This window comes from Kitasatospora setae KM-6054 (assembly GCF_000269985.1).
GTDB lineage: Bacteria > Actinomycetota > Actinomycetes > Streptomycetales > Streptomycetaceae > Kitasatospora > Kitasatospora setae.
In genome coordinates this window covers 7,059,774-7,085,635 of record NC_016109.1, presented here as the reverse complement: position 1 = coordinate 7,085,635, position 25,862 = coordinate 7,059,774, and the positions used below count along the sequence as shown (strand labels likewise).

Annotated in this window: 25 protein-coding genes; 12 read left to right on the top strand and 13 right to left on the bottom strand. The window is 75.2% G+C overall.

Annotation, left to right across the window (positions count from 1 at the left end; all coding sequences use genetic code 11):
• Positions 1-62: 62 nt before the first annotated feature.
• The 3 genes from KSE_RS31175 to KSE_RS31165 all read right to left on the bottom strand — a co-directional run bounded on the left by KSE_RS31175 (position 63) and on the right by KSE_RS31165 (position 7,307).
• Positions 63-2,285 (bottom strand): MMPL family transporter, encoded by a 2,223-nt coding sequence (locus tag KSE_RS31175; protein ID WP_014139361.1) that lies wholly within the window; start codon positions 2,283-2,285, stop codon positions 63-65.
• A gap of 183 nt (positions 2,286-2,468) precedes the next feature.
• Positions 2,469-5,867, bottom strand: a complete 3,399-nt coding sequence (locus KSE_RS31170; RefSeq protein WP_014139360.1) for a BTAD domain-containing putative transcriptional regulator — start codon at positions 5,865-5,867, stop codon at positions 2,469-2,471.
• A gap of 78 nt (positions 5,868-5,945) precedes the next feature.
• Positions 5,946-7,307, bottom strand: coding sequence for a serine hydrolase domain-containing protein (locus tag KSE_RS31165; RefSeq protein ID WP_014139359.1), 1,362 nt, complete (start codon positions 7,305-7,307; stop codon positions 5,946-5,948).
• 115 nt (positions 7,308-7,422) lie between these two features.
• On the opposite strand from KSE_RS31165, the gene KSE_RS31160 reads away from it, so the two are divergent.
• The 9 genes from KSE_RS31160 to KSE_RS31140 all read left to right on the top strand — a co-directional run bounded on the left by KSE_RS31160 (position 7,423) and on the right by KSE_RS31140 (position 14,311).
• Positions 7,423-7,806 (top strand): hypothetical protein, encoded by a 384-nt coding sequence (locus tag KSE_RS31160; protein ID WP_014139358.1) that lies wholly within the window; start codon positions 7,423-7,425, stop codon positions 7,804-7,806.
• Positions 7,807-7,978: 172 nt separating this feature from the next.
• The gene (locus KSE_RS31155; RefSeq protein WP_014139357.1) at positions 7,979-8,611 is read left to right on the top strand and encodes a hypothetical protein; all 633 of its coding nucleotides are present in this window, start codon (positions 7,979-7,981) and stop codon (positions 8,609-8,611) included.
• Positions 8,612-9,051: 440 nt separating this feature from the next.
• Positions 9,052-9,258, top strand: coding sequence for a hypothetical protein (locus KSE_RS31150; protein WP_014139356.1), 207 nt, complete (start codon positions 9,052-9,054; stop codon positions 9,256-9,258).
• 293 nt (positions 9,259-9,551) lie between these two features.
• Complete coding sequence (lanKC, locus tag KSE_RS31145; RefSeq protein ID WP_148283181.1) at positions 9,552-12,083, top strand: class III lanthionine synthetase LanKC; 2,532 nt, start codon at positions 9,552-9,554, stop codon at positions 12,081-12,083.
• Positions 12,084-12,164: 81 nt separating this feature from the next.
• Positions 12,165-12,284 carry a class III lanthipeptide gene (locus tag KSE_RS43705; RefSeq protein WP_193365934.1) on the top strand — a complete coding sequence of 40 codons (120 nt, stop codon included), beginning with the start codon at positions 12,165-12,167 and terminating at the stop codon, positions 12,282-12,284.
• 57 nt (positions 12,285-12,341) lie between these two features.
• Complete coding sequence (locus KSE_RS43700; RefSeq protein ID WP_193365933.1) at positions 12,342-12,461, top strand: class III lanthipeptide; 120 nt, start codon at positions 12,342-12,344, stop codon at positions 12,459-12,461.
• A gap of 59 nt (positions 12,462-12,520) precedes the next feature.
• The gene (locus tag KSE_RS43695) at positions 12,521-12,640 is read left to right on the top strand and encodes a class III lanthipeptide (RefSeq protein WP_193365932.1); all 120 of its coding nucleotides are present in this window, start codon (positions 12,521-12,523) and stop codon (positions 12,638-12,640) included.
• Positions 12,641-12,699: 59 nt separating this feature from the next.
• On the top strand, positions 12,700-12,819 hold the full coding sequence (locus KSE_RS43690) for a class III lanthipeptide (RefSeq protein WP_193365931.1): 120 nt from the start codon (positions 12,700-12,702) through the stop codon (positions 12,817-12,819).
• Positions 12,820-12,988: 169 nt separating this feature from the next.
• Positions 12,989-14,311 carry an MFS transporter gene (locus KSE_RS31140; RefSeq protein ID WP_014139354.1) on the top strand — a complete coding sequence of 441 codons (1,323 nt, stop codon included), beginning with the start codon at positions 12,989-12,991 and terminating at the stop codon, positions 14,309-14,311.
• Between the two features lie 55 nt (positions 14,312-14,366).
• Here KSE_RS31140 and KSE_RS31135 read toward each other — a convergent pair whose 3' ends face one another.
• On the bottom strand, positions 14,367-14,831 hold the full coding sequence (locus KSE_RS31135) for a group III truncated hemoglobin (protein WP_014139353.1): 465 nt from the start codon (positions 14,829-14,831) through the stop codon (positions 14,367-14,369).
• Between the two features lie 148 nt (positions 14,832-14,979).
• Between KSE_RS31135 and KSE_RS31130 the strand changes: the two genes are divergently transcribed.
• A complete protein-coding gene (locus KSE_RS31130) occupies positions 14,980-15,969 on the top strand; it encodes an aldo/keto reductase (RefSeq protein ID WP_014139352.1) in 990 nt (329 codons plus the stop codon).
• 76 nt (positions 15,970-16,045) lie between these two features.
• Here the strand turns inward: KSE_RS31130 and KSE_RS31125 are convergent, their stop codons facing one another.
• The 6 genes from KSE_RS31125 to KSE_RS31100 are packed head-to-tail and all read right to left on the bottom strand — an operon-like array spanning position 16,046 to position 21,777.
• The gene (locus tag KSE_RS31125; RefSeq protein WP_014139351.1) at positions 16,046-17,116 is read right to left on the bottom strand and encodes an LLM class flavin-dependent oxidoreductase; all 1,071 of its coding nucleotides are present in this window, start codon (positions 17,114-17,116) and stop codon (positions 16,046-16,048) included.
• Between the two features lie 5 nt (positions 17,117-17,121).
• On the bottom strand, positions 17,122-18,039 hold the full coding sequence (locus KSE_RS31120; RefSeq protein ID WP_014139350.1) for an ABC transporter substrate-binding protein: 918 nt from the start codon (positions 18,037-18,039) through the stop codon (positions 17,122-17,124).
• Positions 18,040-18,065: 26 nt separating this feature from the next.
• Positions 18,066-18,857 carry an ABC transporter ATP-binding protein gene (locus KSE_RS31115; RefSeq protein WP_014139349.1) on the bottom strand — a complete coding sequence of 264 codons (792 nt, stop codon included), beginning with the start codon at positions 18,855-18,857 and terminating at the stop codon, positions 18,066-18,068.
• Complete coding sequence (locus KSE_RS31110; RefSeq protein ID WP_014139348.1) at positions 18,854-19,702, bottom strand: ABC transporter permease; 849 nt, start codon at positions 19,700-19,702, stop codon at positions 18,854-18,856. The genes KSE_RS31115 and KSE_RS31110 overlap by 4 nt, the downstream gene beginning before the upstream one ends.
• Positions 19,699-20,733 carry an ABC transporter substrate-binding protein gene (locus KSE_RS31105; protein WP_014139347.1) on the bottom strand — a complete coding sequence of 345 codons (1,035 nt, stop codon included), beginning with the start codon at positions 20,731-20,733 and terminating at the stop codon, positions 19,699-19,701. Before KSE_RS31105 ends, KSE_RS31110 begins: the two co-directional genes overlap by 4 nt.
• A 33-nt stretch (positions 20,734-20,766) precedes the next feature.
• Entirely contained in the window at positions 20,767-21,777 is a 1,011-nt protein-coding gene (locus KSE_RS31100; protein WP_014139346.1) for an ABC transporter substrate-binding protein, read from the bottom strand.
• Positions 21,778-22,198: 421 nt separating this feature from the next.
• Here KSE_RS31100 and KSE_RS31095 point away from each other — a divergent pair, with 421 nt between their 5' ends.
• Positions 22,199-22,969 carry an IclR family transcriptional regulator gene (locus tag KSE_RS31095; RefSeq protein WP_014139345.1) on the top strand — a complete coding sequence of 257 codons (771 nt, stop codon included), beginning with the start codon at positions 22,199-22,201 and terminating at the stop codon, positions 22,967-22,969.
• A gap of 64 nt (positions 22,970-23,033) precedes the next feature.
• Positions 23,034-23,300, top strand: a complete 267-nt coding sequence (locus tag KSE_RS31090) for a hypothetical protein (RefSeq protein WP_106437761.1) — start codon at positions 23,034-23,036, stop codon at positions 23,298-23,300.
• Positions 23,301-23,422: 122 nt separating this feature from the next.
• On the opposite strand, the gene KSE_RS40440 is transcribed toward KSE_RS31090, so the two are convergent.
• From KSE_RS40440 to KSE_RS31075, 3 genes are all read right to left on the bottom strand, one after another.
• Positions 23,423-24,079: a winged helix-turn-helix domain-containing protein gene (locus KSE_RS40440; RefSeq protein ID WP_014139343.1), complete on the bottom strand. Its 657-nt coding sequence runs from the start codon at positions 24,077-24,079 to the stop codon at positions 23,423-23,425.
• Between the two features lie 654 nt (positions 24,080-24,733).
• Positions 24,734-25,342, bottom strand: a complete 609-nt coding sequence (locus tag KSE_RS31080; protein WP_014139342.1) for a GTP-binding protein — start codon at positions 25,340-25,342, stop codon at positions 24,734-24,736.
• Positions 25,323-25,832, bottom strand: coding sequence for a DUF742 domain-containing protein (locus KSE_RS31075; protein ID WP_014139341.1), 510 nt, complete (start codon positions 25,830-25,832; stop codon positions 25,323-25,325). The genes KSE_RS31080 and KSE_RS31075 overlap by 20 nt, the downstream gene beginning before the upstream one ends.
• Between the last annotated feature and the right edge of the window lie 30 nt (positions 25,833-25,862).

Below are 25,862 nucleotides of genomic sequence, written 5' to 3'. Positions count from 1 at the left end.
CCCCCGCACGCCCGTGGGCCCCGCCGTGCGTACGGCGGGGCCCACGGGCGGGAGCGGGCGGGTCAGACCTTCACCGTCGGCTCCGGCCGCTCGGCGGGGGTGCCGGACGGGGACCCGGCGGGCTGGGCGGAACCGGCGGGGCCGGTGGGCTCGGCGGACTCGATGGCCAGCTCGGGCAGGAGGCGGTCGAGCCAGCGGGGCAGCCACCAGTTGAGGCGGCCGAGCAGGGTCATGGTGGCGGGGACCAGGACCATCCGGACCACGGTGGCGTCCACCAGGACGGCGGCGGCCATGCCGACGCCGATCATCTTGACGGTGATGTCGGGGTCGATCGCGAAGCCGGTGAAGACCGCCACCATGATCGCGGCGGCGCTGCTGATCACCCGTCCGGTGGCGGACAGGCCGCGCACCACGCTGCCGCGGGCGTCGCCGGTGGCCAGCCAGTCCTCGCGGACCCGGGCCAGCAGGAAGACCTCGTAGTCCATCGACAGGCCGAACAGGATGGTGAACATCAGGATCGGCACCCAGCTGGAGACCGGCACCGCGTGCGGCAGGCCGAGCAGCTTCGCGCCCGCGTCGTGCTGGAAGACCGCCGTCATCACGCCGTACGCGGCGGCCACCGACAGCAGGTTCATCGCGGCGGCCTTGACCGCGATCACCGGCGCCCGGAACAGCACGGTCAGCAGGATCAGCGACAGCACGACCACGAACGGGATCACCACCCAGAGCCGCTGCGCGAGCCGGTCGGAGATGTCGGAGAACGCCGCGACCTGGCCGGTCACCTCGACGCCGCCCGGCAGTTCGTGGTCGCGCAGCCGCTCCAGCAGCTTCGCGGTGGCCTCGTCCTGCGGGCCGGTCTTCGGCTGGACGCTGATCACGGCGGCGTCCCGGGCCGCGTTGATCCGGGCCGGCTGGACCGCGGCCACCTCCGGGTCCGCGGCCAACCGGGCCGCCAGTGCGGGCAGTTCGGGCTCCGGCAGCCGGCCGAGGTCGACCGCCAGCAGCAGCGGCCCGTTCGCGCCGGGGCCGTACGCGGCGGCGACCAGGTCGTACGCCTTGCGGGTGGTGTTGCCGGACGCCTGGCTGCCGGCATCCTGCGGCCAGGTCCGCATGCCGAGCAGCGGGGCGGCCAGGCCGAGCAGCACCGCCAGCGAGAGGACCGCGGCGGCGACCGGGCGGCGACCGATCATCCGGGCCCAGCGCTCGGTCCGGGTCGGGGCGGCGGCCGGGGCCTGCCCGGCGAAGGCGGTGGCGGGGGCCGTCGCGGTGGCGGGGGCGGTGGCCGGGGCGCGGCGCTCGGCGCGGCGGAGCAGGCGCGGGCCGGCCAGGGCGGCGAGCGCGGGCACCAGGGTCAGCGAGGCCGCCATCACGGCGCCGACGGTCGCGAAGGTCGCGTAGCCGAACGAGGCGTAGACCGACAGGCCGGCCAGCTTGAGGCCGAACAGCGAGACCAGCACGGTCGATCCGGCCACCACCACGGAGGAGCCCGCGGTGGCGTTCGCCTCGGCGGCGGCCGCCCGGGCGTCCAGTCCCCGGCGCAGCCCCTCGACGTGCCGGGAGACCAGCAGCAGCGCGTAGTCGATGCCGACGCCGAGGCCGACCATGGACGCCACGGTGGGGGCGATGTTGCTGATGTCGGTGAGCGCCGACAGCAGGGTGATCAGCCCCGTCCCGGCGCCGAGGCCGGCCAGCGCGACCAGCAGCGGCAGGCCGGCCGCGACCACCGTGCCGAGCGCGACCACCAGGATCACCAGGGCGGCGGCCATGCCGATGCCCTCGGCCATCCCGTTCGGGGCGCTGAAGTGCTCCGGCAGTTCGCCGCCGAACTCCACCTGGTACCCGGCGTCGGTGGTGGCCCGGGCCGCCTCGCGCAGCGCGTCCAGCCCGGTCGAGCCCTTGAACGCGGTGACCTTCACGTCGTAGCCGACCGTCAGCAGCGCGGTGTCGCCCGCCCGGGACGGTATCGGCTGGCCGACCGGCAGCGCGTGCGGCAGCGCGGCGAGCCGGCCGCGCAGCGCCTCCAGCGGCTCGGCGGGCAGCGCGCGGCCGCCCCGGTCGTGGACCACCACCCGGGCGCTGGTCCCGGAGCTCTCCGGGAAGCGCGCGTTCAGCAGGTCCATGCCCGCGGTCGAGCGGGTGCCGGGAACGCGGTAGTCGTCGTGCGGTTCGCCGCCGAAGACCTGGGCCAGGCCCAGGACCGCGACGATCAGCAGCACCCAGGCCGCGACGGTGCGCCAGGGCCGGGCCGCCGCGGCCCCGCCGAGGCGGCCGAGGAGTGTGGACATTGCAGGAGCCTTCCGTGCAGCGGTCGATGCGGTGTCGAACCCCAGTGTGGGAGGCGCTGCTTGGAGGCCACTTGGCGGCCCCGCTCCAAGTCGGCGGCCCGGCGCCCGCCGGCGTTCCCGGGCCGGTCGGGTGCCCGGGACCGGTCGGGTGCCCGGGACCGGGCCGGGCCGGATCAGGTCGGGTCAGGTCTGCAGGGCTCGGAGGCCGGCGGCGGCCTCGGCGGCCCAGCCGGGGGCCTCCCAGCGGTGGGCGACCTCGGCGGCCCGGCGGTAGTACTCGGCGGCTTCGGCGGTGCGGCCCAGGTGGGTGGCGAGTTCGGCGAGGGTGAGGGCGATCGGGCGGATCGCGATCGAGGTGGAGGCCGCGCCCGCCACCAGGTGGGCCAACGGGCGCATCTCGTCGAGGAGTTCGGCGGCCTCGGCGCGTTCGTCCAGGGCGATGACCAGGTCCGCGCGCAGGTGCAGGAACAGCGAGCGGAAGTAGTCGGCCTGGATGCCGTGGCCCTCGCCGCGGGCCCGGCGGGCCGCCTCGGGGCCGTGGCCGGCGGCGAGCAGGGCGAGCGCGGTGACGTCGGCGACCAGCGGGCCGTACTGCTCGCGGTGCTCCTCGATCAGCGGGAGGGTGTCGGCGAGCCGGCCCTGCCGGTACGCGATCACGATCCGGATCAGCGCGCCCAGGCCCCCGGCGTGCAGCGAGCCGCGCTCGCGCAGGCCGGTCAGCGCCCGCTCGTACAGGGCGACGGCGTCCTCGACCCGGTCGGCGGCGAGTTCCAGCATGCCGCGCTGGAACAGCACCACGTCGACGAACTCGGCCAGCCCGTAGCGGTGCGCGATCTCCTCGGCGGCGGCCATGTGGCGGCGCAGCGCGGGCAGGTCGCCGTGCACGGCCGCGGCGGTGGCGGCGAGGTGCTCGGCGTGCCAGCGGTAGGCGGGCAGGTCGTGCTCGGCGGCCAACTCGGCGAGTTCGGAGGCCACTTCGGCCCGGTCGATGGGCGCCAACTCGTGGTCGCAGGAACGGGCCCGGGCGGTGAGGGCGAGGCAGAGCAGCCGCGGGTCGTCCTCGCCGCGGGCGATCGCGACGGCCTCCCGGCCGGCCGTGACGGCCTCCGGGGAGCCCGCGCAGTCGAGTTCCTGGGTGAGCGCGTCGAGCAATCGGCAGCGGGTGGCGGGCGGCAGGTCGGTGCGGCGCAGCAGCCGGGTGAGCTGGTCGACGGCCTCCCGGTCGAAGGCGCCGTACGGGTGGGTGACCCACGGGGTGGGCTCGGTCCAGGCCGTCCAGGCGGCGATCAGCAGGTCCTCCCGGCCGCTCTCCCGGGCGAGTCGGAGCGCGTGCGCCTTGGTCTCGGTCGCGGCGGTGACCTGCCCGGCCCGGACCTGGGCCCGCAGCAGCGCGCCGAGCAGGTCGATCCGGCGGGCGGCCCGGTCCTCGCCGGGGCGTTCGGCGGCGCGCTCCAGGTTGTCGACGGCCTGCCGGAGCAGGTTGACGGCGCTGGGGTGGGCGTAGCGCCGCTCGGCGGCCTCGGCGGCCCGGACGCAGTGGTCGACCGCGAGGGCGGCCGTCCCGGCGGTCGCGGCCTCGGTGAAGTGGTGGGCCAGTGCGGCGAGTTCGCCGGGGCGCAGGCCGTGCAGGGCGTGCCCGATCCGGCCGTGCAGGCGGGCCCGGCGCAGGCCGCCGAGGTCGGCGTACAGGGTGTCGCGGACCAGCACGTGGGCGAACCGGACGGTCCCGGGGCGGGGTTCGAGCAGCAGGCCGCCCGCGACGGCCGCCTCGACGGCCTCGGTCGCGGTCTCCTCGTCCTGCCCGCCGGCCCGCAGCAGCAGGTCGACGTCGCTCTCCCGGCCCGCGACGGCCGCCAGCCGCAGCAGGTCGACGGCGGGCGCGGGCAGCCGCTCGAAGCGGCGGCGCAGCACGTCCCTGACTCCCTGCGGGACCTGCCGCAGGGCGGTGGAGTCGCCTTCCAGGGCGAGGAGTTGGGCGCTCTCCGCAAGGTAGAACGGGTTGCCGCCGGTGCGTTCGGCCAGCGCCCGGACGGTCTCCGGGCGGACCGGCGCGGCACACACCGCCTCGATCAGCCGGCCCGCGTCCGGCTCGGCGAGGCCGCCGAGCGGCACCCGGACCGGCGAGCGGCGGGCCAACCGGGCCAGCACGTCCGCGAGTTCACCCTCGCCGGGGCGCAGCGCGGCCACCACCAGCAGGCCGCCGGCCGGGCTCTCGAAGGACTGGTCGGCGGCCAACTCGCCCAGCAGCTCCCGGGTTTCCGGGTCGGCGGCGTGCAGGTCGTCCAACAGCACGGCGAGCGGCGCGGTCCGGGCCGCGTCGTGCAGCCGGGCGACGACGGCCCGGTGCAGCCGGAACCGGCCCGAGCGGGCGTCCTGCCGTCCGCTCGGCTGCGGGTCGGCGAGCAGCGGGTCGAGCAGCGGGTCGGAGGCGGTGGCCGGTTCGTGCCAGGCGAGTTCGCGCAGCACCTCGGTCCACGCCCAAGCGGCGGGGGCGCCCGCGCTCTCCGGGCAGCGGCCGGCCACCACCCGCCAGCCGTCCGCCTCCAGGGACTCCCGGACCCGGCCCAGCAGCGTCGACTTGCCGGCCCCGGCCTCCCCGGCGACCAGCGCGAACCCCGCCCCGCCGCGGGCCCGCCCGGCCGCTCCCAGCAGCGCCGCCACCTCCCCGTCCCGCCCGACGAACACCCGCGCCCGCCCGGCCCCGGGCCCGCCGCGCACGGCGAGGGCGCCGTCCGACGCGGACGGGGCGGGCGGCGCGGCGGAGGGGACGGCGGGCGCGGGGGTGGCGGGCGCGGGCGCGGGGGTGGTGCGGGGCCGGGGGGCGAGGTCCTCGGTGCGCTGGTGCAGGATCGCGGATTCGACGGCGGTGAGCAGCGGGCCCGGGTCGAGGCCGAGTTCGGCGGCGAAGTAGTCGCGGGCGCGGCGGATCGCGGCGAGGGCCTCGGCCTGGCGGCCGGCGTGCCAGAGGGCGAGGGCGAGCAGGCGCCAGGTCTCTTCGCGCAGGGGGTGGTCGTCGACGAGGGCGGCGGCGGCCTGCGCGGCAGAGCGGGCGCGTCCGGCGGCGAGGTCGGCTTCGACGGCGGACTCGCGGGCGGTGGTGCGCAGTTCTTCCAGCCGGGTGATCTCGGGGACGGCCCACGGGCGGTCGGCGAACTCGTGGTAGGCCGGGCCCTGCCAGAGCGCGAGCGCCCGGCGCAGCCGCTCGGCGCCGTCGCCGTCGATGCCGCTGTCGACACCGGGGCCGGGGCCGGCGAGCAGGTCCTCGAAGTCCTGGGCGTCGGTGCGGACGCCGCGCAGCGCGTAGCCGCCCGCTTCGCTGACCAGCAGGCGGGCCTCCTGGCGGGGGCCGCGGGCGGGTTCGAGCAGGCGGCGCAGGTTGGAGACGTACGCCTGGAGGGAGGTGGCGGCCTTGGCGGGCGGGCGGCCGTCCCAGAGGTCGTCGATCAGCCGGTCGGCGGGGACGGCCGTCCCGCGCGCGACCAGGAGTTGGGCGAGCACGCCACGCTGGCGCGGGCCTCCCAACCGGGTGGCGGCCCCCGCCACGTGCGCCGTCAGTGTCCCGAGCACAGTGATCCGCACCATCGTGGGGTCGAGCCTATGCGATGGCGTCCGGCGACCGTCGCCGACCTGCGTTCCGAGCGGCTTCCAGGCGGGGTGCGCTCACTCTTCGTGCGGAGCGAACTCCACGCTGTGACCGCCCTGTTCGACCAGCAGGGTGCCGGCGGGGGTGAGCCGGGCGGTGAGGTCGACGTCCTCGGCGAGGAGTTCGGTGGCGGAGGCGGTGAACAGCGGCAGGGCGGGCTGGCCGGGCCAGTCGAGCTCCAACCGGCCGTCGCGGAGGGCGAGTTCGAGGCCGGGCCCGGCGGGGTCGGCGGTGCGGCGCCAGCGGCCGGGGCGGAGGCCGGGCGGGACGGGGGCGGGCGGGTCGTAGGGCGGGGTGAAGTCGAGGCCGGTCCAGCCGTGGTGGGCGGCGATCGCGGGGATCAGCCGGGAGAGCAGGGCGTGGCCGCCGTCGCCGTTGGTCATCACGGCGGCGGCGCGTCCGCTGCCGGTCTCGGCCAGCAGGTAGCAGCGGTAGCCGTCGTTGCCGCCGGCGTGGCCGAACCAGCTGACCGCGCCGGCCGGGTCGGTGCGCAGGAAGAGGCCGAGGCCGACCCGGTCGAGCCCGGCCAACGAGGCGCCGCCCGGCGGTACTTGGGCGTGCGGAGTGAGGGCGGCCCGGGCGGCGGCGGGGCCGATCGGGGTGGCGGGGCCCTGGAACGCGGCGGCGAGGCGCAGCAGTTCGGCGGGGGTGGCCCAGAGTCCGGCGGCGCACAGCTCGGGGTGGCGGGCCCAGCCGCCGGGGACGGGGGCGCCGCCGCGCCGGTGGCCGTGGGCGGCGAGGTCGGCGGGGACGGCGGTGGCGAACCGGGCGGCCGTCATGCCGAGCGGGGCGAGGACGAGGTCGCGGAGCAGTTCGGCGGCGGGCCGTCCGGTGACCGATTCGAGCAGCAGTTGCAGCACGGTGGTGCCGCCGCCCGAGTAGGCGTATCCGAAGCCGGGCAGGCCGACGGGCCGGACACCGGGCGTGTTGGCGGGCGCGGTTCCGGCCAACACCTGGAGCAGGGTGGGCAGTTCGGCACCGGCCGGGTAGCCGGGGAAGCCGGAGGGGCCGAGGCCGGCGGTGTGGCTGAGCAGCCGGCGGGCGGTGACGGCGGGCTGCCAGCCGCCGCTGGGCGGGATCCGCCAGCCGGCGAGCCGCTCGTTGACGTCGGCGTCCAGGTCGAGTTCGCCGCGTTCGGCGAGCAGCAGCACGCCGAGCGCGGTGACGGGCTTGCTCAGCGAACAGGCTTGGAACAGCGTGCCGGTGCCGACCGCGCGGTCGCCGCCGCCGGCCGCCGTGCGCTGCCCGAACGCCCAGGCGCGCTCGCGGCCGTCGGCGTCCCGGACGGCCACCGAGCAGCCCGGCACGCCGTACGCGCGCAGCAGTTCGGGCACGTCCGCGCCGTACGGCCAGCGTTCGGCCCCGCCCGGTTCCGTCATCGGCCCTCCCCCGTCGCCCGGTCACCGCTCCTCGGTGACGTTACCGGCGGGCGGGCGCGCTGCCACCCGGTTTTCCGGCCGGCCCGGCGGGCGGTCGGGCTGCGATACTGCGCGGATGAGTACGTACGTGTCGGTCCGGGGCTGGGTGGAGTGCGACGACCGGCAGTTGGCGCTGGTCCGGGAGCTGGTGGAGCGCGCGGAGCGGGGGCCGCGCCGCTACCGGGGCGGCTGGAGCTTCCCGGCCGAGCAGCCGATGTGGGGCAACGCGGTGTTCTTCGCCGCCGACCTGCGGGCCGGTGAGGAGGAGCACCTCCGCGAGCTGCTGTGCCGGATCGCGGCCCTGCCGCCGTCCGCGCCGATGCGGGAGGAGGACGACGACGAGCGGGTGCACGGGCTGTTCCTGGTCAGCCACGAGGCGGACGGCCCGTCGGAGTGGCGGCTGCACGGCGGCGGGCTGCACCGCGCCCCGCTCCCGGCGGAGCACGCCTACCTGGTCTAGGTCCTGTGCGCCCTGTCCGCTCCACGGCTCCCCGGCTCGGCAGGGGGCGTCGGAAAGTCGTGACAACCCCGGGCGGGGGCCCGGGCGTGTAGCGGACGGACTCCGTCCTCCCGCCGGTCGCCGGCGCCGGGGCGGGCCGCCGTGCAGGTCAGCGATGTGAGGGAAGAACAGCATGTCCGTACGTACCGCCAGCCCCCGTTCCCGCGCCGCCGGCCGCGCGCTCGTCCTGGTGGCGGTGGGTGTCTCGCTCGCGGGCTGCGGGCTGCTCGGCCCGGGGGCGCAGCCGGTGGGGACGCGGAGCCGGGAGGTCAGCGAGCAGCAGGCGGAGCGGCTGCTCGACGGGATGCGGGAGGTGCTGGGCGAGGGGCGGCCGGTGGCGCTCGACGGCCAGATCCGGATGTTCGACGGCTGCTCGGACGGCTGGCGGATCGCCGCCGAGGACGAGCCGTACCGGCTGGCCATCGGGATGCGGGTGGCCGTGACGAGCGAGGTGCTGCCCGCCCGGGTCAGGGGGCTGCGGGACGCGCTGGCCGCGCGGGGCCTGCGGGTCGGCGACTACCGGGAGTCCCGGCCGGCGGCCGGCCAGTCGATGTCCGAGCCCTGGTTCACGGCCGAGCTGACCACCGGGGACCGGCAGGACCGGTACACGCTGGAGGTGCGGGTCGGCGACGACACGGGCGCGGGCGACGGGAAGACCACGGTGCTGCTGACGACCGTGTCGGCGTGCCTGGAGCCCGGCGAGGCCCCGGCCGGGAGCCCGTCCCCGTCCTCCTCCCCCGCTCCCTCCCGCGTGCCGGTCTCCTGACCGCGCGGCCGGGGCCGCTTCCGTCCACGGCCGCCGACCGCCCCCGTTCCGCCGCCGCTTCAGCGCTCCGCCGCCGCCCCGCGACCCCCGCCACCGCCCGTGCCACCGCCGTCCGTGCCGCTTCCGGACCGGTCCCGGGCCGAACCGGAGGGGCACGGGGCGGTTCGCGTGCACCCGGGGGCTGGTGAGGCCGGTGTGACGGGTGGGACGAGTGGACGACTTGTGCCAGGACAACTTCCGTCCACCCCGACGGCCTTCCACGCCCCCGCCGGACGCGCCAGAGTAGAGGTGTCGGCAGGGAGGAAAGCGCCGGGGAGCACGAGACCGGAAAGCGCGGAATCCCGAAAGCGCGGAATCCCGAAAGCCGACGGCACGGGAACACTCCGGGAAAACCCGGAGGATGCCGCAGCAGATTCGATTTCACCAGGGGAGAGAATTCCGTGAACGCCACCCGTACGGCCCGCACCGTGCTCGCCGCACTCCTCGTCGCCGGCCTCTCGGCCGCCGTCGGCCTGGCCGTTCCGGCGCACTCCTCCCCGCTCGGCACCACCCTCCGGGCCGACGGCCCGCAGGTGTCCGCCACCGCGTCCCCGTCGCCCACCGCCACGCCGACGGCCCACACCGACGACGTGACCTGGGGTCAGTGATACCCACCGATCTTCGCCAAGGAGCCCGCTATGCACGCCACGTCGAACTTCCTCGCCGACTCGCCGGAGTCCGCGGAGCGCACCGACCGCGTCCTCGGCGACACCCGCCGCAACCTGAACGAGGGCTGGGTCGTCGCCTGATCCACCCGGCTCCCCCGAATAGGCGCGGCCGCACCGGAATCCGCTTCCGGCGGCGGCCGGCCGGGGAGATCGCCGAGAAATTCTCCGCATTCACCACAATCACCGAATGACCGAATCGCTGAATCTCCGAATCACGGAAAGGGGTGGACGACGTGAAACGCAATCACCACCTGTTCGCCGGGGACGATCCGCACTTCTACGACCACCCCGTGCACGGCGCCGCGAAGCGCCGGTTCGCCGCCGTCGACCGTCCCGTCCCGGCGGGTTGGCGGAGCCACCAGAACGGCTCCTGGTTCTTCCTCGCCCCCGAGGGCGCCGAACTGCCGGACCAGGGCTGGAAGATCCACGTCTCCGCGGTGCCGGCCGAAGCCGCCGAGGTGATCGAACTGGTCACCGCCTACTGCCTGGAGGCGGGCCTGCCGCACAAGTTCCTGGTCAGCCCGCGGGTGCACCACCTGAACAACGGCAAGTACGCCCGCCGGGGCAGCAGCGGCAAGCTGATGACGCTGTACCCGGCCGACGACGAGCGGCTCCGCGACGCACTGGACGGGCTGGGCCCGCTGCTGGCCGGCCGCCGCGCCCCGTACGTGCTCGGCGACCTGCGCTGGCAGGACGGTCCGCTGTACCTGCGGTACGGCGGCTTCCTGGAGCGCTGGTGCACGCTGGAGAGCGGCGAGCGGGTGCTGGCGATCGCCCGGCCGGACGGCACCCTCGTCCCGGACCGGCGCGAGCCGTACTTCGAACTGCCGCAGTGGCTGGAGCCGCCGGAGTGCGTGGCCGAGCAGCTGCGCGCCGACGAGGCCGCCGCGGCCGGCCAGCCGGGGCTGCCCTACCTGATCGAGCGGGCGCTGCACTTCTCCAACGGCGGCGGCGTCTACCTGGCCCGCAGCCGGACCGACGGCGGCCGGGTGGTGCTGCGCGAGGCCCGGCCGCTGGCCGGACTGGACGGGGCCGGGGCCGACGCGGTCACCCGGCTGCGCACCGAGGCGCGGGCCCTGCGCGCCCTGGCCGGGCTGGAGTTCGTCCCCCGGCTGCTGGACGAGTTCACCGTCTGGGAGCACCACTACCTGGCGGAGGAGTACGTCGAGGGCGAGACGCTGCGCCAGTTCCTGGCCCGCTCCAACCCGCTGACCCGCCCCGAGCCGACCGCCGCCGAGCTGGCCCGGTACACCGAGCAAGCCCTGGACATCGTCCGCCAGTTGGAGCTGGCGATCGACCAAGTGCACGCCCGCGGCTACGCGTTCGGCGACCTGCACCCCGCCAACGTGCTGCTCCGCCCGGACGGCCGGATCTGCCTGGTCGACTTCGAGGTCGCGCACCGCCCGGAGCACGAGCCCGAACCCTCGGTCGCCTGCCCGGGGTTCGTCGCCCCGCACGCCACGGCCGGCTTCGCCCGGGACAGGTACGCGCTGGACTGCATCCGGCTCGCGCTGTTCCTGCCGTACACCATGCTGCTCGACCTCCAGCCCGCGAAGGTCGACCAACTCGCGGACGCCATGGCCGAGTTCTTCCCCGTCCCGACCGCCCACACCGCACGGGTGCGCAGCGGCCTGCGCCGCCCCTCCGTCCGACTCCCTGCCCCCGAGGACCCGTTCGCCGACCCGGCCGACACCGACGGGCTGACCGCCGCGCTCACCCGGGCGATCCTGGCCTCCGCCACCCCGCACCGCACCGACCGCCTCTTCCCGGGCGACCCGGCCGGGCTGACCGACGGCGGCCACACCCTGGAGCACGGCGCGGCCGGCGTCCTGCACGCCCTGCACGCCACCGGGCAGCCGGTCGACGAGGAGCACGCCGACTGGCTGTGGCGGGCCGCCCGCCGCAGCCGCGACCCGCGGCCCGGCCTGTACGGCGGCCTGCACGGGGCCGCCCTCGTCCTGGACGAACTCGGCCACCCGCAAAAGGCCCTGGACCTCCTCGACCGGGCCGGCCGGACCGACGAGCCGTCGCTCCGCAACGGCCTGGCCGGCATCGGACTGACCCTGCACCGGCTGCACCGCGCCACCGGCGACGGCGGCCTGCGCGACGCCCTCGACCGCACCGCCGAACGGCTCGCCGCCACCCTCGACCCGGCCGCACCGCCCCGGGACGGCGCCGGACTGCTGACCGGCCCGAGCGGGACCGCCTCGTTCTTCCTGCACCTGCACCAGGACGGCGGCGACCCGGCCCACCTCGACCTGGCCGCCCGCGCCCTGCGCGCCGACCTGGCGCGCTGCCGCACCAGCGAGGAGGGCGCGGTCAACCTGCTGGACGGCACCCGGCTGCTCCCCTACCTGGGCAGCGGCAGCGCCGGAGTCGGCCTGCTGCTCGGCCACTACCTGCGGCACCGGCCCGAGGACGAGGAGTTCGCCCGCGCCCTGGACGGGATCCTGCTGGCCGCCCGCGCCCGGCTGGTGATCTTCGGCGGGCTGTTCCACGGCCGGGCCGGCCTGCTGGCCCTGCTCGCCGAACACCGCGACCGCCCCGGCACCGCCGAACCGCTCGCCCGCCAGCGGCGCCTGCTCGGCTGGCACGCCGTCCCGTACGGCGGGGGCACCGCGTTCGCCGGCGACCAGCTGCACCGCCTGTCGATGGACCTCTCCACCGGCACCGCCGGCGTCCTGCTGGCCCTGCACGCCGCCGCCGGCGCGCCGCTGGACCTGCCCGGCGCCACCCTGCCGGCCCTGGCGGCCGCCCGCCCCTGAGCCCGCTGCCGCCGGGCCCCACCTGCCCCTCCCGGGCGACCGCCCGGGAGTCGACGCACCACCGAAACAAGGGAGTTCACGATGTCCGAGGTCCTGAAGCTGCAGAACCTGTCGGTCGCCGACAGCGACGAGGGCGAGCTCAACGAGTGGAGCACCATCTCCAACTACTGCGGCAGCAAGATCGACGAAGAAGCGCTCTGAGCAGCCCGTCCTGCATTGCCGACGCACCGACAACCAACCAAAACCAGGGAGTTCACCATGTCCGAGATCCTGAAGCTGCAGAACCTGTCCGTCACCGACACCGACGAAGGCGAGCTCAACGACTGGAGCACCATCTCCAACCACTGCGGCAGCAAGATCGACGAAGAAGCGCTCTGAGCAGCCCCCGTACCACTGCGCACAACGACCAACGACCAGACACCCCAGAGGAGTTCACCATGTCCGAGATCCTGAAGCTGCAGAACCTGTCCGTCGCCGACACCGACGAGGGCGAGCTCAACGACTGGAGCACCATCTCCAACCACTGCGGCAGCAAGATCGAAGAGGACGCGGTCTGAGCAGTCCTCGCACTACTGCGCACAACGACCAACGACCAGACACCCCAGAGGAGTTCACCATGTCCGAGATCCTGAAGCTGCAGAACCTGTCCGTCGCCGACACCGACGAGGGCGAGCTCAACGAGTGGAGCACCATCTCCAACTACTGCCACAGCAAGATCGAAGAGGACGCGGTCTGACCGTCGCGTGCTCCACAGGCCCCCGGTCGCGGCCCCTCACCCCCGTGGGGCGCGACCGGGAACGGCCGGGGCGGCCGGTGCCCTTCGACGGCGCCGGCCGCCCCGGCCGTTCCGTTGCCACCCGATTCCCCATTCGACCCCCGCTCGATCCGGCTCCGGGAGGACCGCCGTGGCTGACGCCCCGCCCACCCCGCTGTACCGCAATCCCGACTACCAGCGCCTGTGGCTCGCCCACGCGCTGTCCGCGTTCGGCTCGCAGGCGACGTACATCGCGCTGCCCCTGGTCCTGCTGGCGGCGACCCACTCGATCACCGACTTCGGGCTGGTCACCTTCGCGGAGATCGTCTCCTCGCTGTTCGCCGGCTTCCCGGCCGGGGTGCTGGTCGACCGGCTGAGCCGCCGCACCGTGATGCTGTTCTGCGACCTGGCCCGGACCGCCGCGTTCGCGCTGTTCGCGCTGGTGGTGCTCGCCGACCGGGTGAACCTGCCGGTCGCGGTGGGGCTGGCGGTGCTCAACAGCCTGCTCGGCGCGCCGTTCGGGCCGGCCGCGTCGGCGGCGCTGCGGCACGTGGTGCCGCGCGGCCAGTTGACCACCGCGGTGTCGATGGCCCAGGCCCGTTCGGCGGTCGCCACGCTGGCCGGGCCGATGCTGGGGGCGGCGCTGTACGCCGTGACGCCGGTGCTGCCGTTCGTGGTCGACGCGGCCTCGTTCGCGGCGTCCGCGCTGTGCGTGCTGTTCGTCCGGCTGCCGAGGGAGGCGCCGGGGGCGGGCCGGCCGCGGGCCGAACGGCCGCCGTTCCTCAAGGACTTGACGACCGGGCTGGTGGAGGTGCGGCGCAGCGCGTTCCTGCGGTACACGCTGGTGAACGCGGCGCTGGTGAACTTCGTGTTCAGCGGCATCGTGGTGGTGCTGGTCGCGGAGGGCGCGCGCTCCGGGCCGGGCGGCAGCTACCACAACGGGCTGATCATCGCGATGTCGGGCGCGGGCAACCTGGTCGGTGCGCTCTTCTCGGCGCGGGCCGGGCGCACCCTCGCCCCGCGCACCCTGGTGCTGGCGGTGTGCTGGAGCACGGCGCTGCTGACGCCGCTGCTGGCGCTCGGCTACGGGGTGCTGTTCACCGCGCTGGTGATCGGCCTGTGCGGGCTGACCTCGCCGGCCGCGAACGCGGTGATCTCGGCGGCCCGGCTGCACTCCGTCCCCGACCACCTGCTGGGGCGGGTGCAGACGGCCTGCGGCATCGCGCCCGCGCTGTTCGTCCCGTTCGGCCCGCTGGCCAGCGGCGTGCTGCTGGACCACTTCGCCGGGTCCACCGTGCTGCTGCTGAACGCGGGCGTCCTGCTGCTGCTGGCCGCGTACAGCACGGTGAGCGGCGGCCTGCGCCGCATCCCGGACCTGCGCGAGCCCCGGGCGTCCGAGGGGCCGGCGCCGGAGCCGGCCGACCGTACGCCGAAGGGTCGGCTCGCGGAGCCGCATCCGGTGGCCGGCACCTGACCGGCCCGCCCCGGCCCGCCCCGGACCAGCCCGGCCGGCCCGGTCGGCCCGCCGGTCAGGGCGCGGCGCCGCCGGAGGCCAGCCGGACGGCGGTGAGCGGGACGAAGCCGCCGCTGCCGCCGCCGGTGTCGGGTTCGCCGAGGCGGCGCAGCATGGCGACGGCGATGCGCTGCGACTGGGCCTTGGCGCGTTCGGTGACGGGGCCGGCGTGGCGGCCGTCGAGGGTGGCGCGCCAGAGTTGGACCCAGCGGCCGAAGTGGGCGGCGGTGAGCGGGGCGGCGGCGTGCAGCGCGGCGTGCGGGGCGAGCGCGTTGCCGCGGTAGGAGGCGGTGCGCAGCAGGGCGCTCTCCCAGAAGTCGGTGATGCGGGGGAGGTGGCGCTCCAGGTCGAGGCGGGCGATCTGGGTGAAGTGCGGGCCGATCAGCGGGTCGGCGAAGGCGGCGCGGTAGAACAGCCGGAGGGCGTGTTCGAGGTCGGCCCGGCTGGTGATGTCCGGTTTGGCGGTGTCCGGCGGTGTCACGGCGGGGCCTCCTGGTGCGGTCGTCCGCGGTCACGCGCCGTGACGGGTGGTGGCGCGCTGCTCCGCCCGGCCAGGGTACGTCGGGGCGGGTGTCCACGGGCAGGGCCGTTGGTCCCGTCGGGGGCCCTCACCTGGCAGGATGCTGGCCATGAGCTTCCTCCCCGCAAGCGACCGCTACGACTCGATGACCTTCCGCCGCGCCGGGCGCAGCGGCGTGCAGCTGCCCGCCGTCTCGCTCGGCCTGTGGCACAACTTCGGTGACACCCAGCCGCTGGACGTGCAGCGCGCGGTGCTGCGCCGGGCCTTCGACCGGGGGGTGACGCACTTCGACCTGGCGAACAACTACGGTCCGCCGTACGGCAGTGCGGAGCGCAACTTCGGCTACCTGTTCGCGCAGGACTTCCGTCCGTTCCGGGACGAGCTGTTCATCGCCTCGAAGGCGGGCTGGGACATGTGGCCGGGCCCGTACGGGGACGGCGGCAGCCGCAAGTACCTGCTGGCGAGCCTGGACCAGTCGCTGGGCCGGATGGGCCTGGACTACGTCGACGTCTTCTACTCGCACCGGTGGGACCCGACCACCCCGCTGGAGGAGACGATGGGGGCGCTGGACACGGCGGTGCGCTCGGGCCGGGCGCTGTACGCGGCGATCTCCAACTACCCGGCGGAGCAGCACCGGGAGGCGGTGGCGATCCTGCGCGAGCTGGGGACGCCGTGCCTGCTGAACCAGGCGAGCTACTCGATCCTGAACCGGGAGCCGGAGCAGGGGTTGCTGGACGCGGTGGGCGAGACGCGGACCGCGCTGATCGCCTACTCGCCGCTGGCGCAGGGCCTATTGACGGACCGTTACCTGTCGGGTGACGTGCCGGCCGGGTCGCGGATGTCGGTGGGCCACTTCCTGAAGGAGGAGGCGCTGACCGGCGCGAAGCTGGAGCAGCTGCGGGCGCTGGCGAAGGTCGCGGAGGGGCGCGGGCAGAGCCTGGCGCAGTTGGCGCTGTCCTGGGTGCTGCGGGACGAGCGGGTGGTGTCGGTGATCATCGGCGCGTCGAGCGTGCGGCAGTTGGACCAGAACCTGGACGCGCTGGCGGCCGGTCCGCTGACCGCCGAGGAGCTGGCGGAGATCGACCGGATCAGCCGGTAGCCGGAAGAGCGCCGAACGGGCGGGCGGCCGGGGGGAGTTCGGCCGCCCGCCCGTTCGGTCGCGGGGGTGCGGTGGCTCAGGGGTGGAGCTTCGGCAGCACGGTCTCGGCGACCCGGTAGGCCTCCTCCAGCAGCGGGTTGCCGGAGAGGATGAAGGTGTCGACGCCCAACTCCTGGTACTCGCGCAGTCGTTCGACGACCTGGTCGGTGGAGCCGACCACGGCGGTGCCGGGGCCGGGCCGGAACAGGCTCATGCCGGGCCACAGGTTGGGGTGGGTCTCCAGCTCGCGGGCGTGGGCCGGGACCTTGCCGCCGTGCTGGCGGAACTGGCGCTGCCAGCCGACGCCGTCCTCGTCGGCCCGGCCGCCGAGCTGGCGGGCGTAGGTGGCCTCGCTGGTGACGTCGAGCAGCCGGTCGGCGGCGGCCCAGGCCTGCTCCTCGGTGTCGCGGACGATCAGGTGCAGGCGCAGGCCGAGCCGCAGGGTGCGGCCGTGGGCGGCGGCGCGCTCGCGGACCTTCTCCAGCTTCTCCTTGAGCAGGTGCGGGGGTTCGCCCCAGGTGAGGTAGACGTCGACGTGTTCGGCGGCGACCTCGATGCCGGCCGGGGAGGAGCCGCCGAACCAGAGCGGGATGCGTCCCTCGCGCAGCGGCGGGAGGTCGCGGAGCGAGCCGCCGGCGTTCTTCAGCTGGTAGAACTCGCCTTCGTGGTCGAAGACTTCGCCGCTGGTGAGGCGCTTGACCAGGCTCCAGTACTCGGCGGAGAGCCGGTAGCGGTCGTCGTGCTCGACGTGCAGGCCGTACTCGCGCAGCTGGTTGGTGGAGCCGTTGACCACGTTGAAGCGCAGCCGGCCGGGGCCGTGCAGGTGCTCGAAGGAGAGCGCCATCTTGGCCAGCAGGGTGGGCGAGACCAGGCCGGGGTGGACGGCGAGCAGCGGCTGGAAGCCGGGGCCGGTGGCGGCGGCGAGCGCGGAGCCGAGCGTCCACACGTCGTACTGGTCGGTGGCGAGCAGCGCGCCGGTGTAGCCGAGGCGTTCGACGGTGGCGGCCAGGTGCTGGAGGTAGCCGAGGTCGACCGGGCGGCGGCCTTCGGGCTCCCACGGGTAGTGGCCCTCGCGGGGGATCAGGTACCAGAGGACTTCGGTGGCCATGGCGCTCAGACCTCCTTCGCGACCGGGGAGGCGGCGGCGACGGCGGCGGCGACGGGCTGCTCCAGCTCGGGCAGGTGGATGTCGGCGACGGTGACGGCGCGCTCGATGAAGCCGACCCGGTGGAAGATGTCGGCGGCCTCCTGCTGTTCGGCGACGAACTCGGCGGTGGCGGGCTCCAGTCGCCAGGGCAGGGCGGCGAGCGCGGTCTGCCAGTCGGCGGCCTCGCCGCCCTGGTCGGCGGCGGCGATCGCGGCGGCCTCGGCGGGGTTGGCGGCGGCCCAGTGGTCGGCGCGCTGGAGGGCGGTGACGATGGCGGCGACCACCTCGGGGCGCTGGACGGCGAGGTCGCGGCGGGCGAAGAACACCGAGCGGTCGGTGATGACGTCGCCGGTGCGGATCAGCTCGCGGAACGCCCCGGTGCGGCGGGCGGCGGCGAGTTCGGCGCCCTGGGCGATCCAGCCGGCGATCCGGCCGTCGGCCAGCCGCTCGGCCTCGTCGCCGGCCGGGCGCTCGGCGGTGATGTCGTCGCGGTAGGAGAGGCCGTGCTGGTCGAGGGCCTTGGCGAGCAGGTGGGTCTGCCAGGAGCCGATGCCGAGCACCACGGTGCCGCCCTTGAGGTCGGCGACCGAGTGCACCGGGCCGTCGGCGGCGACCAGCAGCGCGCCGTGGTCGGGGCGGGGCGCGGAGACGGCGGTGTAGACGATGTCGTGTCCGGCGGCCTGCGCGGTGATCGGCGGGGTGGAGCCGGTGCCGCCGAAGTCGATGGTGCCGTCGGCCAGGTAGGGGCCGGTCTTGGTGCCGTCCGCGTAGTGGTGGAACTCGGCGCTCTCGCCGAGCGGGGCCAACTCCTGCTGGAGGTAGTCGAGTCGGGCCAGGTGGTAGAGCGACGGGTTGGAGCGGTGCACACCGACGATGACGGTCATGGCGGTCTCTTCTCTTGCGGGGGAGGCTAGTTGACGTGCTGTGCTGCGGTGACGTGCGGTGCTGCGTTGACGTGCGGTGCTGCGGAGTCCTGGTGCACGCCGAGGTCGGCGAGCAGGCGGCGGCGGAGCGCCGCGAAGTCGGGGTCGGCGGCGTCCCGGGGGCGTTCGACGGTGACGGTCTCGTCCCGGACGAGCGCGCCGTCGCGCAGCACGGCCACCCGGTCGGCGAGCCGGATCGCCTCGTCCACGTCGTGGGTGACCAGCAGGACGGCCGGCCGGTGCTTGCGGCACAGCTCGCCGACCAGGTCCTGCATGCGCAGCCGGGTGAGGGCGTCCAGGGCGGCGAACGGCTCGTCGAGCAGCAGCAGTTCGGGTTCGCGGACGAGGGCCCGGGCGAGGGCGGCGCGCTGGGCCTCGCCGCCGGAGAGGGTGCCGGGCCAGGCGTCGGCGTGGTCGGCGAGGCCGACCTCGGCGAGGGCCCGGCGGCCGGTCTCCTTGGTGGCGGCGCCGCGCGGCAGGCCGACGGTGACGTTGCCGAGGACCCGCTTGGACGGGATCAGCCGGGGCTCCTGGAACACCACGGTGCGCGAGGGCGGCACGAGCACGGTGCCCTCGTCGGCGCGGTCGAGCGCGCCGAGGATCCGCAGCAGGGTGGTCTTGCCGGTGCCGGAGGCGCCGAGCAGGGCGACGAACTCGCCGCGGGCGATGTCCAGGTCGACGCCGTCCAGGACGGCCCGGGTGCCGAACACCCGGCGCAGGCCCCGGAGGTGGACGGCGGGGGTGGTCGCGGTCGTGGTGGTGGTCGTGGTGGCGCTCATCGTCCGGTCCCCCGTCGTGCTCCGGTGGGCCGCCAGGGCATCAGGACGCGTTCCAGGACGCGGACCGCGCCGTCGGCGGCGAGGCCGAGCAGGCCGTAGATCAGGATGCAGACGGCGAGCACGTCGGTGCGCGAGAAGTTCTGCGCCTGGGCCATCAGGTAGCCGATCCCCTCGGTGGAGTTGATCTCCTCGGCGGCGATCAGCGCGATCACGCTGAGCGTCATCGACAGCCGCAGCCCGGAGAGCAGCGCGGGCAGCGCGCCGGGGAGCACCACCTCGCGGACGATCGCCCAGCGGGAGAGGCCGAAGCTGCGCATCGCCTCGACGAGTTTGCGGTCGGTGTTGCGGACGCCGCCGGACGCGGAGACGTACATCGGGAAGGAGGTGGCCACGCCGATCAGCGCGATCTTCGCCGTCTCGGTGATGCCGAACCAGACCATGAACAGCGGCACCAGCGCCAGGAACGGTACGGTGCGCAGGACTTGGACCGCCGAGTCGAGCAGTTCCTCGCCGAGCCGGAAGAATCCGGTGACCACGCCGAGCACCAGGCCGATGCCGGCGCCGAACAGCAGGCCGAGGGCGGCCCGGGTCAGCGAGGTGGAGAGCGCGTCGGACAGCTGCCCGTTGCCCCACAACTCCTGGACGGCTTGCAGGACCTGGCCGGGCGAGGCGAGCACGTCGGGGGTGAGGGCGCCGGTCGCGGAGGAGATCTGCCAGGCGGCGATCAGGGCCAGCGGACCCAGGGTGCGCAGGGCGAGCGAGACGCCGCGCGGCCGGGTGGCGGTGGCGCGGGCCCGCGGGGCGACCAGCCCCGCGGCCCGGGCCTGTTCGGTACTGGTGGTCACTTTCCGCTCCCGGCCAGGGAGTTGACGTCGATCAGGTAGGGCTTGACGTCGACCAGGCTCTTGGTGACGCCCTGGTCGGCGTAGAACTTGGCGACCACGGCGAACCGGGCGGCGTCGGCGTCGGTGATCGGCGAGTCGACGGCGCGCTGCTTGCCGAAGTCGACGGCGATCTCCTTCTCGGCGGGGGTGACGGCGGTCGGGCCGGCGTCGGTGAACACGTTGAGGTAGCCGGCCGGGTCGGCCTTCTCCTTGGCGGCGTTCTCGTGCAGGTAGCCGTAGAACGCCTTGACCACCTCGGGGTGCTTCTCGGCGAAGCCCGAACGCACCGCCCAGATCGCGTAGTTGTCGCTGCCGACGGCCTTGCCGTTGGCCAGGAAGTGGGCGTTCGCGTTGGCGATGGCCGGGATCGAGAAGGTGCCCCAGGTCGCCCAGGCGTCGACCTGGCCGGAGTTGAACACGCCGGAGGTCTGGTCGGCCCGCAGGTAGACCCGCTCGACCTTGTCGGTCGGGATGCCGTTCTTCTCCAGCGCCTTGAGCAGCAGGTACTCGGAGGTGCCGCCCTGCGAGACGGCGACCTTCTTCCCGACCAGGTCCTTGATCTCCTTGATCGGCGAGTCGTTCTTCACCAGGATGCCCTCGCCGGCGACGTCCGGCTCGATCTGCGCGAACAGCTTGAAGCCGGGCTTCTGGGCGAGCGCGGCGACGGCCGAGGTGATCGAGCCCTGGGCGACGTCCAGTTGGTCGGCGTTCAGGGCCTGCGCGGCGGGGGCGAACGGGCCGGCGCTGCCGGTCCACACCACCTTGGCGTGCGCGGCGGCCAGCGCCTTGTCCAGCGAGCCGTCCTTCTTGCCCTTGGCGAGGAAGCCGGAGTTGCCGGGGTCGGGCACCCGCAGCACCACCTGGGCGCCGCCCTTGCCGTCGGCGGAGGCCCCGGCGTCCTTCGCGGAGGAGCCGCAGGCGGTCAGGGCGAGCGCGGCGACGGCGGTCAGCGCGGTGGCGGCGAGCAGCGGGCGGCGGACGGTGGTGCGCATGGGGTTCTCCAACAGAGGGGGTCGTCGGGAAGGTCAGGAGCGGGCGGCGAGCAGGGCGCGGGCGGCGGCCAGCGGGGCGGGGTCGGCCCAGGCGTGGACGTCGACCCGGTCGGCGAGGAAGCCGTGGGCGTGCAGGAACTCCTCCTGCCGCGCGAGCAGTTCGAGGCGGTCCGCGGAGAGGTCGGGGTGCAGGGTGCGGTGGCTGCCGGCCGCGTAGGCGCCCGCGACGCCCTCCGGTCCGGCGCCGGTCTCGGCGCCGAGGATCCGGGCGACGTCCTCCGGCCGGTCGGCCGCCCAGTCGGCGGCCCGCAGCAGTACGGCCAGGAAGCGGGCGACCAACTCGGGCTGCTCGTCCAGGAGTTGCTGGTGCACGGTGATCGGGCGGGGGGTGCCGTTGTTGACCCGGTGGCGGCGGTCCGGCAGCGCGTCCAACTCCACGGCGGGCACCGCCCCGTGGCGGCGCGCGGCCTCCACGGCGAGCGCCCCCTTGACGTACACGGCGTCCACCCGGCCGTCCGCCAGCGCGGCCAGTTCGGCCTCCCACTGGCCGCCGCCGGGCGCGGCCTCGACGTCGACCGACTCGACGTCCTCCCAGCCGAGTCCGGCCGAGGCCAGCGCGCCGTGGTGGCCGGCCAGCGCCATCGCCCGCCAGAAGTCGATCGCGATCGGGTGCCGGGGCACCGCGAGCCGCAGCCCGCGCAGCTGCCCGGCGGAGGTGATGCCGCTGTCGGCCCGGGCCAGGATCGCCTGGCGCTCCTCGATCCAGGTCAGGCCGATCAGCCTGGTCCGCTCGCCGCGCGAACGCGCCCACAGCGCCGGGACGTTGCCGCCCTCCCGGAAGAGGCCGGTCAGCGCGTGGGTGTAGTGGTGGTCGGCGGCGACCTCCGGCGGGACGTCCTGCAGCGAGCGGACCGCGATGCCCTCGGCGGCGAACTCCTCGGCCAGCCAGCCGCGGTCGGCGGCGATGCCGGTCGCGGTCGGCACCGGGCAGCGGGTGAACCAGAGGGTGTCGGGGTACGGCGGCGCGGCGGGGGGCGTGCTCATGGCGGGGCTCCGGAATTCGGCAGGAGGCGCACGCGGAATCTTCCGCATGATGGGAAGAACGGCGCGGCGGGGAAAGGGCGTCGGGGCGGTCAGCGACAACAGGAGGAGTGGCACCGGTGCGTCTTCACGGTGGACTCCCTCCTGCTCGAACCGGCTGATGGACTGAGCGTTCCATCCGGCCGGGGTGGAATCAAGCCTTGCCAGATGATGGGATCACCTGTTCACAGAAGGCCGGGCAGCCGCAACACCGCCGACACACTTCCGCAGTGATCACCCCCATATCCTGGGAAAACCACGGCCGTTGAGCCCGCGCGGGCCGCGCCCCGCCCCGATCCCGCCGAGCCGCCCGCGACTCCGATCACGGCCCCGATCCCGATCACGACCCCGACTCCGATCCCGACCCCGATCCCGATGAGGTGCGATGCCCGGCTCCGGAACCCTTCCCGCCCCGCCGAGCGGCGCGCAGGCGGTCCACCGGGCACTGGGCCTGCTGCACTGCTTCCACGACAACGGGCCCGACCTGAGCGCCTCCGAACTCGCCCGCCGGATGGGCCTGTCCGTCTCCACCGCGCACCGGCTGGCCCGCACCCTGGTCGCCACCGGCTTCCTCGACCAGGACGAGCGCACCGCCCGCTACCGGCTCGGCCCGGCCGTCGCCGAACTCGGCCAGCTCACCTTCCACCAGCGCGGCCTGCACCTGGCCGGCCCGGAGCTCGACCGGCTGGCCCGGCGCACCGGCGCCACCGCCGACCTGGCGATCCGCTCCGGCCCGCAGGCCGTCATCCTGGTCGGCGGCTCCGTCCTGCCCTCCACCGGTCTCGGCCTGCGCCGCCCGCTGCACTCCACCGCGCTCGGGAAGGTGCTGCTGGCCTGGCCCTCCCCCACCGAGCCGCCGCTGAGCGGGCCGCTGCCCGCCTACACCGCCCGCACCCTCACCGACTCCGCCGCGCTGGACGCCGAGCTCGCCCTGACCCGCGAGCGCGGCCACGCCCTCAACGACGGCGAGTCCGCGGCCGGCGTCCGCACCCTGGCCGTCCCCGTCCTCGACCACACCGCGACCGCCCGCTTCGCCCTCGCCGTCCGCTCCACCCCGGCCCACCTCACCGACGAGGCCCTGCCGCGCGTCCTGGCCCACGCCCACGCCTGCGCGGCGGCCCTGACCGTCCTCCTGCTGCCGCCGGACCAGCGCTGACCCCGGGCCCGACCGGCGCCGTATGCTCGGCGGGTCGGAACGGCGCGCGAACGGGAGACGGGCAGTGAAGTACGGCATCCTCCAGGGCCTCGGCATGGTCCTGCTCGTCCTCGGGGGCCAGGGGGCGATCCGCCAACTGGTCGACCACGACGACGCCGGCCTGCTCGGCTGGCTGCCGGGCGGGTTCGCCGCGGGCATCGGCGTCCACGTCCTGGCGGCCGTCGGCGGCGCGCTGCTGGCCGGCTGGGCCCATGACGCGGCGAAGGCCGCCCGCGACGGCGACGGCCCTGACGGCCCCGGCTCCGGCTCCGGCTCCGGCTCCGACGACTGACCACCGCCCGACCGCCCGGCCCCCGCAGGACGCCGAGAGGCCGCGACGGGGCGTCGACCGACTGCCCGCGTCGCGGCCTCGCCGCGTGCTGCGCTGCGCTGTACCGCGCTGTACCCCTACCGCTACGCGGCCGGCGCGTACTTGTAGCCGACCCGGCGGACGGTGACGATGGTGTCGCGGTAGGCCGCGCCGAGCTTGCGGCGCAGGCGGGCGACGTGGACGTCCACGGTGCGGCCGTCACCGACGTGGCCGTAGCCCCAGACCGTGTGGACCAGCTGGTCGCGGGTGTGGACGCGGTGCGGGTGCTCGGTGAGGTGGGCGAGCAGCTCGAACTCGAGGTAGGTGAGGTCGAGCAGCACGCCGTCGACGTACGCGTTGCGGCGGTCGAGGTCGACGGAGATGCCGTTGTCCGCGGGGCGGGTGAACGGGCGGGCGGCGACGGGGGCGGCCGGGGCGGCGACGGGGGTGGGCGCGGCGGGGGCCGGGGCCTCCGCGGGGACCAGCACCAGGTAGCCGACCAGCGGGGAGTTGGCCGCGCCGAGCTGCGCGAGCAGCCCCTGCGGGAGGACGGACTGCGGGAGGGCGGCGACCACGGCGGCGCCGTCCTGGAGGCCGGCCAGCAGGCTCTCGGGGGCCGGGGCGACGGTCGGGACGGTCGGCACGGCCTGGCGGGCCGGCGCGGGGCGGCGGTGCTCGGGGGCGGTCGGGGCGAGGCCCGGCAGCGCCCGGACGGCGCGCAGGTGCGGAGTGGAGGTGGTGGCGGTGGCGGCGTACGACATGTGAGGGCTCTTTCGCGCGTGACGGTCGGTGGGTGGTCGTCGTCTGCGCTTCCGGCGCACGGGAGTTGACGGTTGGTCAGGTCCGGGGCCGGGAGGCGCGGGTCGCGCGCCGACAGGTCTGGTCGAAGTGGTGGTTCCGGCGCGAGGGCCAGAAGGGTTCGAGGAGGGTGCGAGCGTGCACGGTTGCTCTCCGGAGCGCGGCGGGGGGTCGACGGCGTCGGGTGCGGTCGACGGGGGGACGCGGGGCCGCGGAACTCCCGCTGTCAGTGCGGGAGGTGGCGGCGCGTCAGCGACAGCAGGTGCTGTAGATCCGGCCGTGGTCCAGGTACCGGCGGACGGTGAGGAGGGGGAGAGCGGCGATGCGGACCGATGCGGTCATGGTGCGGCTCCTCCCCCTGAGTGTCCGGCCCGACCGCGAACGGCGGCGGGCACGGGTACGAGACTTCCACGCCCGGCACCCGGAAGGCAACCCACCGGAGGGGCTTATCCGCAGGGCGAGACGGAAAACATCCGCGATTCGGACTCCACCGCTGTGACCTGCTGCAACGCGAGAAATATCGGTGGCAGAACTACCTTGACTTCTCGGCCGGAATGCGCAGCGGGAACGCGAGCGGGCCGCCGTCCGGTGGGACGGCGGCCCGCTCGGACGGGGCGTTACAGCCGGACGCCGGCCCGCTCGGCCGCGTGCTCGACCAGCCGGATCAGCAGCTCCTTGCCGTCCTCGCGCCGCCGCGCGTCGCACAGCAGCACCGGCACCGCGGCCGGCAGGTCGAGCGCGGCCCGGACGTCGTCGGGGGCGTACACCTCGGTGCCCTCGAAGCAGTTGACGGCCACGATGAACGGGATGCCGCGCTGCTCGAAGTAGTCGACCGAGGGGAAGGAGTCGGCCAGCCGCCGGGTGTCGGCGAGGACGACCGCGCCGAGCGTGCCGCGGGCCAACTCGTCCCAGACGAACCAGAACCGGTCCTGCCCGGGGGTGCCGAACAGGTAGAGCGCGAGGCCGGGCCTCAGGTCGATCCGGCCGAAGTCCATCGCGACCGTGGTGGTGCGCTTGGCCTCCACGCCGGCGGTGTCGTCGACCGGGCGGCCGATCTCGCTGAGCGACTCCTCGGTGCGCAGCGGGCGGATCTCGCTGACCGCGCCGACCAGGGTGGTCTTGCCCGCGCCGAAGCCGCCGGCGATCAGGATCTTGACCGCGTTGGATCCCCAGGGATCCTTGCGGGCAGCGGAAGTTGACGGTGCGTCAGAGTGCACGGAGGCCATTGATCACGTCTCGCAGCAGGCGCTCGTCCGGTTGGTGGGCGAGCTGGACGGGTCGGGTGACGCTGATCAGCTCGGCGTCGTGGAGGTCGCCGAGCAGGACCCGGACCACGCTCACCGGAAGGTCGGTGTAGGACCCCAACTCGGCGACGCTGAGCGGCTCGTCGCGGCAGAGTTCGAGGATCGCGTGGTGTTCCGGGTCGAGCGCGAGGTCGGGTCGGGTGCCGCCGGGGCCGAGGGCCGGCCCGGCGGCGGTGACCAGGGAGATCAGGTCGAACAGGCCGTCGTCGACCGGGCGGGCGCGGCCCCTGGTCATCGAGAACAGCCGGACCATCGGTCCGGCGTCGTCGTCGAACCAGCGGTCGTCCACCGGGGTGCGGGGGACGAACAGGTCGACCGGCTCGTCGCCGGCCGCCTCGTCGTCCGCGGTCGCACCGCTCAGGTCGGCCGGGGCGGGGGCCTCGGTCGGCTCGGTCGGCTCGGGCTCGCTCATCGAATCGGTCATCTCCCGGGCAGTGGCAGC